At 31.3% G+C, this 14,484-nt stretch carries 14 protein-coding genes; 2 read left to right on the forward strand and 12 right to left on the reverse strand.

Going from position 1 to position 14,484, the window contains the following annotated elements:
• Positions 1-2 precede the first annotated feature (2 nt).
• The 4 genes from ACZIYX_RS03995 to ACZIYX_RS04010 all read right to left on the reverse strand — a co-directional run bounded on the left by ACZIYX_RS03995 (position 3) and on the right by ACZIYX_RS04010 (position 3,603).
• Positions 3-845 carry a universal stress protein gene (locus ACZIYX_RS03995; protein WP_462680906.1) on the reverse strand — a complete coding sequence of 281 codons (843 nt, stop codon included), beginning with the start codon at positions 843-845 and terminating at the stop codon, positions 3-5.
• Between the two features lie 12 nt (positions 846-857).
• Positions 858-2,453 (reverse strand): SulP family inorganic anion transporter, encoded by a 1,596-nt coding sequence (locus tag ACZIYX_RS04000; protein WP_462680907.1) that lies wholly within the window; start codon positions 2,451-2,453, stop codon positions 858-860.
• A 150-nt stretch (positions 2,454-2,603) separates the two neighbouring features.
• Entirely contained in the window at positions 2,604-2,933 is a 330-nt protein-coding gene (locus tag ACZIYX_RS04005; RefSeq protein ID WP_462680908.1) for a hypothetical protein, read from the reverse strand.
• 1 nt (position 2,934) lies between these two features.
• On the reverse strand, positions 2,935-3,603 hold the full coding sequence (locus tag ACZIYX_RS04010; RefSeq protein WP_462680909.1) for a TetR/AcrR family transcriptional regulator: 669 nt from the start codon (positions 3,601-3,603) through the stop codon (positions 2,935-2,937).
• A gap of 194 nt (positions 3,604-3,797) precedes the next feature.
• On the opposite strand from ACZIYX_RS04010, the gene ACZIYX_RS04015 reads away from it, so the two are divergent.
• Positions 3,798-5,369 (forward strand): protein adenylyltransferase SelO, encoded by a 1,572-nt coding sequence (locus ACZIYX_RS04015; protein WP_462680910.1) that lies wholly within the window; start codon positions 3,798-3,800, stop codon positions 5,367-5,369.
• Positions 5,370-5,445: 76 nt separating this feature from the next.
• Here the strand turns inward: ACZIYX_RS04015 and ACZIYX_RS04020 are convergent, their stop codons facing one another.
• The 5 genes from ACZIYX_RS04020 to ACZIYX_RS04040 form a co-directional block, all read right to left on the reverse strand.
• The gene (locus ACZIYX_RS04020; protein WP_462680911.1) at positions 5,446-6,015 is read right to left on the reverse strand and encodes an RNA polymerase sigma factor; all 570 of its coding nucleotides are present in this window, start codon (positions 6,013-6,015) and stop codon (positions 5,446-5,448) included.
• Between the two features lie 221 nt (positions 6,016-6,236).
• Entirely contained in the window at positions 6,237-6,905 is a 669-nt protein-coding gene (locus ACZIYX_RS04025; RefSeq protein WP_462680912.1) for a response regulator, read from the reverse strand.
• Positions 6,906-7,054: 149 nt separating this feature from the next.
• The gene (locus ACZIYX_RS04030) at positions 7,055-8,896 is read right to left on the reverse strand and encodes a tetratricopeptide repeat-containing sensor histidine kinase (protein ID WP_462680913.1); all 1,842 of its coding nucleotides are present in this window, start codon (positions 8,894-8,896) and stop codon (positions 7,055-7,057) included.
• 32 nt (positions 8,897-8,928) lie between these two features.
• Positions 8,929-9,087 carry a hypothetical protein gene (locus ACZIYX_RS04035; protein ID WP_462680914.1) on the reverse strand — a complete coding sequence of 53 codons (159 nt, stop codon included), beginning with the start codon at positions 9,085-9,087 and terminating at the stop codon, positions 8,929-8,931.
• Between the two features lie 551 nt (positions 9,088-9,638).
• Positions 9,639-9,878, reverse strand: a complete 240-nt coding sequence (locus ACZIYX_RS04040; RefSeq protein WP_462680915.1) for a hypothetical protein — start codon at positions 9,876-9,878, stop codon at positions 9,639-9,641.
• A 1,116-nt stretch (positions 9,879-10,994) separates the two neighbouring features.
• On the opposite strand from ACZIYX_RS04040, the gene ACZIYX_RS04045 reads away from it, so the two are divergent.
• Positions 10,995-11,669: a DUF4386 domain-containing protein gene (locus tag ACZIYX_RS04045; protein ID WP_462680916.1), complete on the forward strand. Its 675-nt coding sequence runs from the start codon at positions 10,995-10,997 to the stop codon at positions 11,667-11,669.
• Positions 11,670-11,720: 51 nt separating this feature from the next.
• On the opposite strand, the gene ACZIYX_RS04050 is transcribed toward ACZIYX_RS04045, so the two are convergent.
• From ACZIYX_RS04050 to fabD, 3 genes are read right to left on the reverse strand one after another with little or no spacing between them, the layout of a single operon-like run.
• Positions 11,721-12,362, reverse strand: a complete 642-nt coding sequence (locus ACZIYX_RS04050) for a 4'-phosphopantetheinyl transferase family protein (RefSeq protein WP_462680917.1) — start codon at positions 12,360-12,362, stop codon at positions 11,721-11,723.
• Positions 12,363-12,364: 2 nt separating this feature from the next.
• The gene (locus tag ACZIYX_RS04055; RefSeq protein ID WP_462680918.1) at positions 12,365-13,294 is read right to left on the reverse strand and encodes a phosphoglyceromutase; all 930 of its coding nucleotides are present in this window, start codon (positions 13,292-13,294) and stop codon (positions 12,365-12,367) included.
• A gap of 6 nt (positions 13,295-13,300) precedes the next feature.
• Positions 13,301-14,458, reverse strand: a complete 1,158-nt coding sequence (gene fabD, locus ACZIYX_RS04060; protein ID WP_462680919.1) for an ACP S-malonyltransferase — start codon at positions 14,456-14,458, stop codon at positions 13,301-13,303.
• Between the last annotated feature and the right edge of the window lie 26 nt (positions 14,459-14,484).

Genomic DNA, 14,484 nt, shown 5'->3' on the forward strand with positions numbered 1-14,484 from the left:
TTTTAGTTAGCCAGTATAAGAACCGGAACATTTATTTTATTAATGGTTTGCTTTATTTTTGTATTTATTAACCTCAGGGGTTTATTTGGTTTTAGATCCTTTGTTCTCTTTATGCAAAGTAGCTCTACCTTGTTCTTTTCGATATATTTTGAAAGACTGTCACTATTACCTGCTCCTTCTTCAAACTCAAAAACTGTTGTATTTATAATTCCTTCTTGTTCTGTTGATTTTAAAAAGGAAGTCTTCTTTTTAACACTGTTTGTTTTTTTAATTTTAAAAAGTGTAAAAGGTTTACTCGAGTTTTTCTTTAAATCTTGTGTTATTTCAATTTCATTACTCATCGACATATCATCAAGAAAACCAAGAGAGACATTAGTATAGGATTTTAAATTTTTCTCATCCCCGGAAATAAGAATCCCTCCTTTATGATTCTTTAATAAGTAAGAGGTTAAACCATCTCCCAAAAAGTTTATCATTTTAGTTTTTCGTTTACCAATAACAACAATATCTGGCTGTGTTTTGGTAATATGATTTTGTATTTCTGCAATAACGTTTCCGAAGGTAAAACTATAAATCACAGGGATGTTTTCTGAATCTGATATAGTGTTTACTAGTTTTTGCATTGCTTTTTTTAAAGCTATCCTCTCCTCTTCCAATGTTCGTATTACTGCTATTTGATTATCCTGTTTAACAACCTGAATAGGGGGTTTAACATAAAGCACCTCTATTCCTGCATCTATCACCTTAGCTAAGTTTACTGCATTACGCAAAGCTGTATAAGAAGATTTGGTCTGGTCGATTAATACCAATAACCTGTATTTAGATTTTAATATGTTAGTTATCATAAGTCTTTAGTTTTAAGAATTTTTAGGTCGAAGTTTAAAAAACTGAATAAAGCTTTCCGGATTTTCTACAGTACCTCTTTCTGAAATAAGATGGATATCGATATTTCTATTTCTTGCTTTTTCAGAAAAATCTTCCAAAATTTCAATGATATCATTATCTAAATATCTTGTTTTACGAACGTCAAGTTCTAAGTAGGTATCCCAGGGAAGACTATCTAACTCTTTAAGTATTGCTCCTTTATTAAAAAATGTTACCTCTTCTGCTAATGTCATCTTAATTTTATGTTTTCCATTACTCTTATCTTCGATATGCAAGAAGTGTGAATTTTGAAAACTTTTAATTAAAATAACTACAATCCCAACTGCCAAACCAAGCCCTATACCTATTAACAGGTCTGTAAACACAATACCTATAACCGTAACTATAAATGGCACAAATTGTTTCCAACCCAGTTGGTACATTGTTTTAAACAAACCTGGTTTTGCAAGTTTATATCCAACTATAAGAAGAATAGCTGCCAAAACCGATAAAGGAATTTTATTTAAAAGCCTTGGGATTAAAATAACGGATATTAATAATAAAAGACCATGTAAAATAGCTGCCATTTTTGTTTTACCACCGGATTGAATATTGGCAGAACTACGAACAATTACCTGGGTAATAGGAAGACCTCCTATAAGCCCGGAAATAATATTTCCTGTTCCTTGCGCTAGTAATTCGCGATTAGTTGGTGTTACTCGTTTACGAGGATCTAATTTATCTGTTGCTTCTACACATAATAAAGTTTCCAGACTAGCTACCAAAGCTATAGTAAATGCGGTCACCCATATTTGTGGATTAGTAATCGCTCCAAAATTCGGGAAACTAAATTGTGCTAAGAATGAAGACGCATCCTCTGGCACAGGAACACTTACAAGGTGCTCTGAGGAAACCCCCCAAGTGGCGTTATCCTTTGTAACTATAAAATATATAATACCCGCAGCAACTGCCACTAAAGGGCCTTGAATTAATTTAAAAATTTTGCCTTTATCAGAAAGCACATTACTCCATAAAAGAAGAATTACTAAACCAATAACAGCTATCAAAGTAGCTCCCGGGCTTATTAAATTAATTGCATTTAATATTTCTGAAAACGTATTTTCTCCATCTACCTGAAAAAATGCAAAATCACCTTCCGGATCTTTATCATAACCAAAAAAATGAGGTATTTGTTTCAGTATAATTATAATCCCAATTCCTGTTAGCATTCCTTTAATAACAGAGGAGGGAAAATAATACCCTATAATACCTGCTTTTAAAAAACCAAATACCAATTGTATAACACCTCCTAAAACTACCGCTAAAAGAAAGTTTTGGTATCCTCCTAATGCACCAATAGCAGTTAAAACAATTGCTGCAAGTCCTGCGGCCGGACCACTAACACCTACTGGGGAACCACTTATAGCTCCTACTACAATACCACCTATGATACCAGATATCAAGCCAGAAAACAAAGGAGCTCCACTAGCCAATGCAATACCTAAACATAAAGGCAATGCAACAAAAAATACAACAATACTTGCCGGAATATCGGCTTTAAAATTTTTAAAAGGACTTAAACTACTCATAGGTATAACGATTTGAAAAATGCCATAGATATATCTGTTTACCAAAGCATTTATCAATTAATAATAATATTACATAAATTAACAAGCTCCTTATCAATGGAACTTTCTGGTGTTTTTATAGCTTATAAGCTAAAAAGTGTGGGGTATTAATTATATGAACTCTGGTGGTGGGATAGGGATTTCAATATCAAAATCCCATAAAGATTGCAATACTTTATAACAAGAACATTCTGATAAGAATGCAAAATTAATTTGACTAGAATTTAAAATCTGAAGTTCGATTTTCTCATCTTTACTGTCATCTTCCTGATTTCCTTCCTCATCAGAATCTTCTCCCATACCTAGTTCTACTAATTCAAAACCATCCTCTGTAAAAAAAGTGATGGTCTTTATTGCAGGCTGTAATAGTACACCAAAAAGTACCGTAAAAAATACACTATACCTTATAAAACTTAATATGTTACTACAGAACAACTTCATTTTATAAAATAGTTTTTTGAACTAAGTCTGTATAAAATCGAACAATATTATTTTTACCTTCCTTAAAATCTGTTAAGGCAGGAAGATGTTTTGAAAAATAATGTTGATGATGCGCTCCTTCAATTACCGTAGATACAAGCATGTGAGGAAACTCAAACTTTGGGTTTACCTCCAAAACAATGTCACTCACTCTTTGTACTAATCTTTTATATGTTTTATAAAAGCCTTTTTTATTTTCCTCATCTATATCTTTTGTATAATAAGCTTTAGCAGACTCTGATATGATGATTTTACTAAGTAGTATTTCATTAATAAAAGTAAAAGAGTTGTCTTCTTTTACCTCCTGAGTAAGTAATGTAATAGCATTGTTCAATTTGTCTGTTGCCGAAACAACATTGGTTGTAGCAAACACTAATTTATACTCTATCCAACTCCAGTACCAATTGATTAAATAAATTAACAATGCGTGTTTACTTTCAAAATATCGATAAATTGAGCTTTCGTTAGAACCAATAGCAACTCCCAATTTTCTAAATGTAAAAGACTCAAACCCTAAATCATTAATCATTTCTATACTAACACGCACTATTTTCTTTCCCAATTCTGAAGATTCGGGATTTTTTGTGTACAATTCAGGATTGATTGTGATATGTATAGGTAAATTTTCCATTTATAAAAACAAATATATGAAAGTATTACTATTATATTTAATAAGTTTAACTTTTTTTTACAATTGTACTAGTTTCTTTGGTGATCTATATAAAAAGAAATGATCAAATTCCTATAATAAAAAAGACCGTAATAATAAAGATGCTAATTAATTAGTACTTATAATATCTTTGTAATAAATAAAACAATTGCACTTTGGATTTCAAATTGAACATACAAGATAAATTTAACAAGGAACTCCCCGAGGATCCTAATACAGAAAATAGCAGAAGACAAGTTACCAAAGCTTGTTTTTCTTATGTAACTCCAAAAAAAACCGCAAAACCACAAATAATACATACTTCATTAGAAATGCTAGCCGCAATAGGACTTACCAAAGAAGATGCTAAGAGCGCTAGTTTTTTGAATGTTTTTACAGGAAACGAAATACTACCAAATACCAATCCCTATGCTATGTGTTATGGAGGGCATCAATTTGGTAATTGGGCAGGGCAGTTGGGAGATGGTCGTGCCATAAATCTGGCAGAAATAGAACATGATAACAAAAATTGGACTTTACAACTAAAAGGAGCCGGAGAAACCCCCTACTCCAGAACTGCCGACGGCTTGGCTGTTCTAAGATCATCCATACGCGAATACCTATGTAGTGAGGCTATGCACCACCTAGATGTGCCTACTACAAGGGTTTTATCCTTAGCTCTTTCCGGAGATCTCGTATTACGGGATGTTTTATACAATGGTAATCCAGAGTACGAAAAAGGAGCTATTGTATGCAGAGTAGCACCATCTTTTTTGCGTTTTGGAAATTATGAGATATTTGCATCCAGACAAGATACCAGTACTTTAAAAACACTTGTGGATTACACCATAAAAAACCATTATTCTTATCTAGGAAAACCATCTAAAGAAACCTATATCAAGTTTATAAAAGAGGTTGGAGATAAAAGTCTGGATATGGTTATGCATTGGCAACGTGTTGGCTTTGTACATGGGGTTATGAATACGGATAATATGTCGATTCTGGGATTGACTATAGATTATGGGCCATACGGCTGGCTAGAAGGATATGATCATGGCTGGACTCCTAATACAACAGATAACACCCACAAAAGATATCGGTATGGCACACAACCACAGATTATACTTTGGAATCTCTATAAACTGGCAAATGCCCTATACCCGCTTATAGAGGAAGTAGAGCCTCTGGAAGATATTTTGATGGCATACCGTGAAAAAATAGAGGATGCGTATCTAAAAATGATGAAATCAAAAATTGGTTTATTTGCTGAAGATAAAAATGATAATCTACTAATCGATGCTCTGGAAACTATATTACAAAAACCGGAAACGGATATGACTATATTTTTCAGGCTTTTGGCAAACTTTGACAGTAATAATGCAGCAACAGAAGATCTTTCTTTAATATCCAAAGCTTTTTATACCCCTAATCAAATAACAGATACTATAAAAGAGGAATGGAAGCAGTGGTTTTTAAAATATCAAAAACGATTACAAAAAGAATCCTTAAGTAATGAGGAACGAAAAAAAGTAATGAATACTATTAATCCAAAATATGTTTTACGAAATTATATGGCTCAATTAGCTATTGATGAAGCAAATAAAGGTAAATACGAATTAATAGAAGAGTTTTATCAATTACTTAAAAAGCCTTATGACGAGCAACCAGAAAATGAAAGATGGTTTGCTAAACGTCCTGAATGGGCAAGAAACAAAGCAGGTTGCTCTATGCTTTCTTGTAGTTCTTAACTATTACAATTAACAATGGTTAAGGGTAACTAAAAATAACTTATTTGTGCTGTTATCCAGGCTAAAATTTTATGAATCAATATACCACTCTTAACTCTTTATAGATAGGATCTTTTTCAATCATTTCTAATAATTGTTTTTTAGCTTGAAATTTCTTTTTTCGGGTATATCCTTCAGAATATCCTATGATTTTTGAAATTTCCAGCATGGACCTTCCTTCAAAAAAAAGAGATAATATTTTTTTATTATCTGTGTTAAGTTTTTGAAAATGTTTTCTATAAAGATGTTCTCGTTCTTGATTTTCGATATCTACCATTACAGGGGCTTCAATTCCTACATCAAAACGATTTTCTCTATCCTCCATAAGTAATTTTTTCTTTTTCCTTAATCGATTTCTCCATACGTTTTTACAAATCCCATAAAAATATGTTTTTACAGGAACTTTTAATTCTAAAAAATCAGATTTCAACTTCTGATACAACACAACTAAAGCATCCTGAAAGACATCTTCTACATCTTCTGAGTTACCGCTGTTGCGAAGAATATATCCTTGAATATATCGTATATTCTCTTTGTAAAAACAAGTTAGTATTCTTTCATCCCCGGTAATGATTCCATCTATGATTACTTGATCTTTGTACATCATTATAGTAGTTTGTATCTTTTCAGGTTTAGGACAAGCTCATTATCATATACATCTTCTTGCTTTTACGGTACAAACATAAATGGACTACAGTATATCTCTATACAGATTTCTGTATTACGATTCATTTTTTTCAAAAACAAAAACATAATCACTTAAAAATAAGCGTTTTAAGCTATGTATTTTTTTTGTTAATTTAAAAATTCAGATAGTATTTTATACTACTATAATAATCCTAAATCTTTTACTATTGCTACCAGATGGGTGGTGTTTTTAGCTTTGAAGTCTTCAAAAAGCCTGCTTACTCTTTTATCAATAGCGCTCTCCCCGTTTGGAGTTATTTTTTGTTCTTTTAGTTTGGCTCGAATTTCTTTTTTGGTAAATCCCTGAGATAATTCCTCTAATAATATCATATCCAAATTATCCAGATGAATCATTGTATTTGCAGCAGAATTATTAGTTAATTCTGGTGGCAGCATCGTTTTACCTTCATAAACACCACTTACACAAGTTATTAATTCTTTTATTGCATGCTGACCTTTACAAACATAACCGTCGATGTTTAGTTTATCGAACAGCATATTGATTTTATCTGGTCTGTTTTCCTGAGAGTATACAATAATTTTGATATCTGGTTGAACTTTTTTGATATCCTTTATTAATTCGATACCCGAGGTCCTGGTCTGGACTTTATGATCTTGTCTAAAAGAAAGGTCTGTAATCAATAATTGGAACGCTTCCTGACTATTATATGCCTTTCGGAATTTTAAATAAGCATCATCACAATATTTGGCTTCTTCAATATCGTGTATACCGATTTTTTCGTTTAATACTTTTATAATACCCTGATTGGCTATCTCATAGTCTTCTGCCACCAACACTTTAGTAAACATCTTGCTAACTTTTTAATTAGGAATTTGTATCTCGGCTGTAAAGCCTTTATCTTTTTCAGATTCAAAGATAAGTGTTCCTCGTATAGCACGAATACGGTTTTCTGTATTTCGAAGACCATTTTTGGATTTTATATGCTCCTCTGTAACTCCTACGCCGTTATCTGTGTATTTAAATTTAAAAAATCTTTAGTATTAGAAAACACTAATTTTACCAAACTGGCTTTACTATGTTTCTGCATATTGGTCATCAACTCCTGTAGTACTCTGTATACTGTTATTTTAATGGTTTTATCGAGTTTGTTCCAATCTATCGTATCAAATCCTATTGCAATTAACCTAATCCCGTTTTGGGTATAGTTTTGCAGCATATTATTTAGCTCTTCGGCATACGTATCCCCAATTTCAAACTCATTATTTTCGCGTGATATATCCCGTGCTTTTATATACGATTTATTGAGTTTATCTTTAATTTGCGGATCGTGTGGATCGTTTTGATATTGCATCATCACTTGAAAAATATCGTTACCTAACTCATCATGCAGCCTTTTGGCAATACGGGTTTCTGTTTCGTAACTGGCTTGAAACTGTATTATCTTATTTTCTTGATTAAGATACCGCATTTGTTGTCTAAAAAAATAGATCACAAATCCAATCCCAGTAACCAATAATAATATCCCTAGTAAGTATATGGTGTTTTGGTTTCGAACTTCGGATATTTTTAGATTTTTTTCTTCATTCTGTTTTAATAAACTTTCATTTTCAAAACGAGTAGGCGCATAGATTTCACGAGTCTTTTTACGCAGTTGCATAAGTTTAAGACTAGCGTCTTTAAAACGCTGATGATCTTCTAAAGAATCCGGATTCAACTCGGTAATTAGTGTTAGTACTTCTAACAATGCTTCATAATCCTCGAAACCTTCTAAACTTTGATATGCTTTATATGCATGATGTTTTGCTTTTTCAATATTTTTATCTCTATAATATTTAGTAAGATGTATATTACTATTATATAACCCAAAAATGTCTTCTTCTTGCTCTCTGATATCAAGCGCTTGTAATAACATCGTTTCGCTTTCTGGGTTTTTCGGATTTTGAAGAAACTTAATATATCCCAAATTACTTAACACTTGGGCGTAATCTATTTCGTTTTCAAGTACATTCTTATCCTTTAATAAGGCTTGTAAAATACGAATGCTCTCTGCATATTTTTGCTGCTCTGCTAAAATATTTGCTCGAGTATTTTTAAAGATAGGAAGATTATGAACCCCAATATATTTTTTTGCGATGGAATCGTTACATAGATGTAGAATTTTAGAATTCCACAGCAGTGCTTCTTCTTGATTTCCCAATTCTTTAAATGATATAGAAATCCCATGATATAATCCTGACATTATTCTATATTCTGTTGAATTTTCTAGATATTTTAAACCATCGGTAGCCGTTGTTTTACTGGCGTTATGATCTCCTAAAGCTCTTTGAACATTGGACATTTCTAGCAAGCATTTACCTGCAATGATGCTATCCTTTATATTTCTGTTAATCTTAAAAGCTTCATTATAAAACTGAAAAGCTTCTATATAATTATCTAATCTTTTATTATACAATCCTAATTTATATAATGCTTTCCCCATATAAAAACTATCATTATTCTTTTTTGCCAGTTCTAACAAACGATAGGATTGCTCAATTGCTTTTGGGGTATTCCCATACTTGCTAAGAAGTTTTGTTTGTAAAATGAAGCCTTTATATTGTAAAGAATCAAAGTTAAACACTTTTGTTCCTTTTAAAAAGTGATCAAGAGCGTCTAGTTTTTTTTCCTTATCGTTAGAATCTTTAAAAGCAAAATCATAATAACTATTTAGAGAATCTATTTTCTTTTGTGTGGCTAAAGGGACCGATATCTCTTCTGGATTTTCAGGCCCACACGAATTAAATACAACTAGTATCCATATTCCTAAAAAAAAGAGGGACGCAACAGTATCATGTTTCATCCCCCAAAAATACTAAATTAAATTATTTATGGTTAATTATCTCCTCCATCTAATTCTTTGTCTGAACCTCTAGTTCCTAATACTTCTGTATGTAGGATTTCGTTTTCGTGTACGCTATCATCTGGCGTACAAGAAGTAAAGGTGGTACAAAAGAGTAAAACGACAACGAATATGTATTTTAAAGTTTTCATGATATTATTTTTATTGTATTCCAGAGTTTAGGGTGTAGCTCATAGGTGTCCACCCCAGATCGGTATGTTGTGCATACCAAGTACCTATGAGAAATGGTCAATTAGTTGTTTGGGAAAGTGCAATCCTATACAGTCGCGATACCCTACTTTCCCGTTTTTGGGTAGCAGCGAACTGTAGTTTGGATTTTGTGAGGGATCAATTAGGTATTTTCTATAGAATCCTAGTGCATACCAAGTAGTTTACTTGGTCTACATAACTTTTAGGGTATAAGCATATACACTATGGACAGTTTGTAAGATGATGTTCTTTAAAACTTTATATAGATATATACACCTAGTTATTATAGAAAATATGGACTGGTTAGTTAAGTAATCTGACTTATAAGAGATTAATAAATAGTAGATAACAATTCATTTTCTTTCGGAATTTTTCTGATAGCATTTGCTTGCAGAAATTAATTATGGTTCCAAAATAAAAAACCTGTTGTCTAGCTATTGTGATGTTTAACAAAAATGTTACACCAGACCTCTTAAGATTACTTTTCTGTAGCTTACGAGATGAAAGCTTTATGAAAAGTATAACAGTCTTTGATTACTATGTTACGAAAGTTATTACTTATAATTGAAAGTACTCTTTCCAGTCTTTTGATACCTTTAGATTCGGTCATCGTTTCTGGAAGAAGGTTAACAACCGAAGTATATAAACCCAATCCAAGGATGCTCTCGAATGCAACGGCTAACAGATAATTTCTGTCCTCCTGTCCTTTTTTAGAAAATTGATTATACTTCATTGTTTTTATTTTTTTGTTTTTAATTACACTGCAAATATCCAGTATTAGTACGCATTCTTTTTGCGCAGTAAATAATTATTTTTTCTAATACCTGAACTAATAAATTATTGCTTGTATTGAAATACAAAGATGTGTATATTTTTTTGATTCTGCAAATATTTTTAACAAATAACTTGTTGATTATCAGTTAATTAACCTATATATTAAGCAAAGGAATACCTGTTCGTTTTTTAACGAATTTTTGGATATTTTGGCAACTGTCTATTGCTCTGATACTTGCTTTCCAAATACTAATCTTTATGTGTTAATTAACTTTTATACATTCGTTTAAAAAATTTATAATTTTATTTTCAAATTATTTAATTACGTATTCATATTAATGTGACTTTTTATATTATTTTCTCTCTTCAACTTTATTATTCAGACTAATTTTTAAGCTTTTTGTGGATTTGAGAAAATAAAAAAAGCGTCCAGTTTCCTGAACGCTTGCTACTTTATATTAGTTTTTATATTTATATTATTTTAAATAATGATCATAATAGTAACATAGCGCCCTGTTATTTACGGATACTTTATTAATCCATCGACAATCTCCTAGATTAAATAACAATACTGGTTCGATATGTATACTATTCTGTTTCATTTTATTACGATAATTTAGCGCTTTTTAAGATGCTTTCAAAATTATTGTTCAAAAATACTCTTATAAATTTAACTTATTCTATTATTAATAATAAAAACATAGTTTTTTTAAAAAATCATAAAAAAATAGTTTTTGTAATTTCAAAAAAATGTATATAAACAAAAAACCACTTCGAAATTGAAGTGGTTTTTTTGTAGAAACAGAGCTTTTGAATTTTAAGCAATTCATCTTTCTGTTTATTGATAAAAGTCGTGAAAATATTTTCTGTTTGAAGAATCTTTAATATTACAAATCCAGGTCTAAAAAAAGCAGGATAAAAGGTATAACCATTAAACGGTTTGGGGATTACCTTTTATAAAATAAATCCCTTTATGGCAATCTAGAATTATCTGAAAAATAATAGAAATTCGATGGTGTTATGTACCTAATACGTGGAGTATTTTTAATAACTTTATTATGCCTTATTATCATACATGAAACTTAAAATAAGAATTGCAGGTTTATTGTTCGTAACCGGAATAGTTGTTGGTGTTTTTAGTATAGTACCATCGATTGACTGTCCACAATATTTAACAGAAGCAGCTAAAAATAATACTCAGGTAATAATGGGTGCTGTTTGCCAGTTTATTATCTCGTTAACATACTCTGGCATTGCTTTTTTACTATATCCTATTTTGAAAAAATATGACAATAGTTTAGCTCTTGGTTTTTTAACCTTCAGAATTATTGCTTCAACACTACTAATCATAGGAACTATTGTTTTACTATCGATTCTTGTTTTAAGTAAAGAATTTGCAAAAATCCCACATCAAAATACATTAAATATTGAAGTTCTGGGTAATGTTTTAAAAATGACAAGAGACTATATAAATCATGTATTTATGATTTTGGTTTTATGTACAGGAAATTTTTTGCTATATATCATACTATTAAAATCAAAATTGCTACCACAATGGTTTCCTGTTTGGGGATTATTTGGAACATTATTATCTGCAATTGCTAGTTTTTTAATATTATTTCAGGTTATAGAAATTATTACTCCCGAATATTTGATTTTAAACGCACCAACTGCTTTGATTGAGTTATCTTTTGGAATGTGGCTAATGTTTAAAGGTTTTGACAAAAAAGTTTTATCGACTAATGAATAAACAGATTGCCCGAACTTAAATTGCCTTGTATTTAAGGTGCTGTTAATGAAATTAAAAACTTATTTCATGTATTTTAAATGTTGATAATTGATTGGTTGTTACCGCTACACTATAACCACTGGTAAATTCTAACTCTTTTACGAACCACAGATTTTCATCAAGCTGTACAGTATTATTATTCACTTCAAGTCCATCCAAGGGTATAGAGAACCCTCTTCCATCTGCTTTGACCACACTTTCTTTAATTGTCCAATATTTATAAAACATTTTTAAAGGACAACTTGCTTGGTTAATTTCATCCCACTGATTAGGAGTCATAATATTACCAAAATGCTCAAAATTTATATCTTTATTCTTTTCTATATCAACACCCAATCTTATATCTTTACCTACAGCACAAATTACAAAATCGCCAGAATGTGATATGTTAAAATCATATCCATTTAAAGTCAAATAGGGTCGGTGGTATGATGTATATGCTACATGATCCCAAATATTCTCTTCTATCCCATAGATTTTAAGGGCTTCTAAAAGCAATAATCTCCCAAACAAGTGTGCATGCCTGTTCTGCCAACGAATGTAACGTGAATTTGTTTTTCTTAAATCTGCAGATAGCAATGATAAATAATCTGAGAAAACCCCCTGATCTAATGGGTTTTTAAAGGATGTAAAAAAAATATTTACTGGCTGCATTACTACATTTTTTCAAACTGACTAATAGATACAGTACCAAATAGTTTTGAAAACATCCTATCAAATATTTCATTAATACTCCTAATATCTAAAAATTGATGTGCTTTATTACCTATTAAAATAAAAGGAACCGGGTTTTTACTATGCCCTCCAAAAGACAGATCCTCAATATTTCCATGATCACTAGTAATTAAAACCTGAACGTTTTCCGGTTTATTGTGGATGACTCCTTCTAAAAATTTATCAAACATCTCTAAAAACATAATAGATTTATTCATATCCTTTTTGTGCCCAATTAAATCTGGCAAAAAACATTCATATAAAACCAAATCATAGTCATCGGTTAAATTTCTTAAATTTTTACCTGCTGTAAACGGATCAATCAAAGATACCCTATTATTTGGTGTATCTTGCAAAGTAACGTTTGTTATATCCCAATGCACAGCTCTGTTTTCTACAAGATCGTCTAAGGTATTAAATTTATTTTCGGCTGCTAAAACACAACGAGTGGTTACACTATAGTTAGATGAATTACTATCAAAAGATTTGAAAAATCCATCTGTATAAGAATTTGCAAAAATACTCTTGATATGGTTTTCTTTGGCATATTTAAAGATGGATCGTTTATTAATCAATGTTATTAATTGATCATTTGGGTACGCCATTAAATGATACCCCAAATGTTGCTGAGCATTATAGCCTGTAAACAAAGATGTTTGCCCAGTTGCGCTTTGAGGAACCCCCTCTATTCCTAAACAAGCGTCAATACCTTTCACCAAGATATTTTGCTCAGTAACATTTGTGGTATTCGTTAATTTCTCTCCAAGCAGATTAAATATTGTTGGCATAAAAGCTTTAGTAAATGGATTTGAGTCCACTTTTTTCCCTAAACCAACCCCATCTAAAAAAATAAATATTAATTTATTTTTCATACAATATTACTGTTGCACAGGTTTTACTTCTCTTAGATCAAAATATCCATTATAATCTTTCATGTATACTGCTGCTCGATGACCAAATAACATTACTGCTTCTGTTCTGGTCTCTAATTCTGTATCATAAAAATCTGAAATCACTTTGGTTCCTACCGGGTAAGCATGGTTCCATTGCTCAATAAGTTTAGCAGGGTCTGATTGTTCTTTTTCTACTATAGCCTTTATTTTTGAAATACTTTCTTTTCCTGATTTAGCATCGATATGTTTTTCTGGAGTAGCGGCTATCTTTTCTTCAGACTGTGTACTCTTATCTTTGGCGTGATCTCTTTTGATATATCCTATCAATTTGGTCAACACATTTCCTACTCCAAGTTCTTCAAATTCCATCTCCCCTTGATTCAATAAATAGGTAATACTTTCTGACCATTTTACACTATTAGATAACTGATCTGTTAAGTGTTGTTCTGTATTTTCAAATTTATAGGGTCTACCTGTTACATTGGCTATTACTTCAATTTTTGGTTTAACAAACCTGGTTTTCTTTATCCATTTTTCAAACTCAGCTGCAGCTTCTTTCATATAACGAGAATGAAATGCCCCACTGGTATTTAAAGGGATAAACATCGTATTAGCTTTTTCAAAATATGACTGTGCTTTTACAATATCTTCACTTAAGCCAGAAATAACGATCTGAGAAGGCGCATTTAGATTCGCAATATCAATAGCGAGATTAGCTTCTTTTAATATTTCCTGAATTTGTGCCTCTGATGAGTTTAAAATAGCAGCCATACCTCCGTTTTTAGCCTTACTCATTAGCTCTCCTCTCTTCTTAACCAGTCTAAGACCACTTTCAAAACTAAACACTCCTGCTGCCTGTAATGCATTATATTCTCCTAAACTATGACCTGCTAAAAAATCAGGTTTCTTTTCTCCTTCTTTAATTTTTTTCTCATACGACAGAGCATTTACTACATATAATGCTGGTTGGGTGTATTGGGTTTGATTTAACTGCCGATTAGGATCTTCTAAGCAAAGTTCCTTTATGGAATACCCTAATATCTTATCTGCTTTTTTGGTTAACGCAGGAAACTCATCAAAAAGATTTTCCCCCATTCCCTTTTTTTGTGAGCCCTGCCCGGGGAATACAAATGTTTTCTTCATTTTTTTATTATTTTTATTATTTTTTA

The organism is Aquimarina sp. (assembly GCF_977115655.1).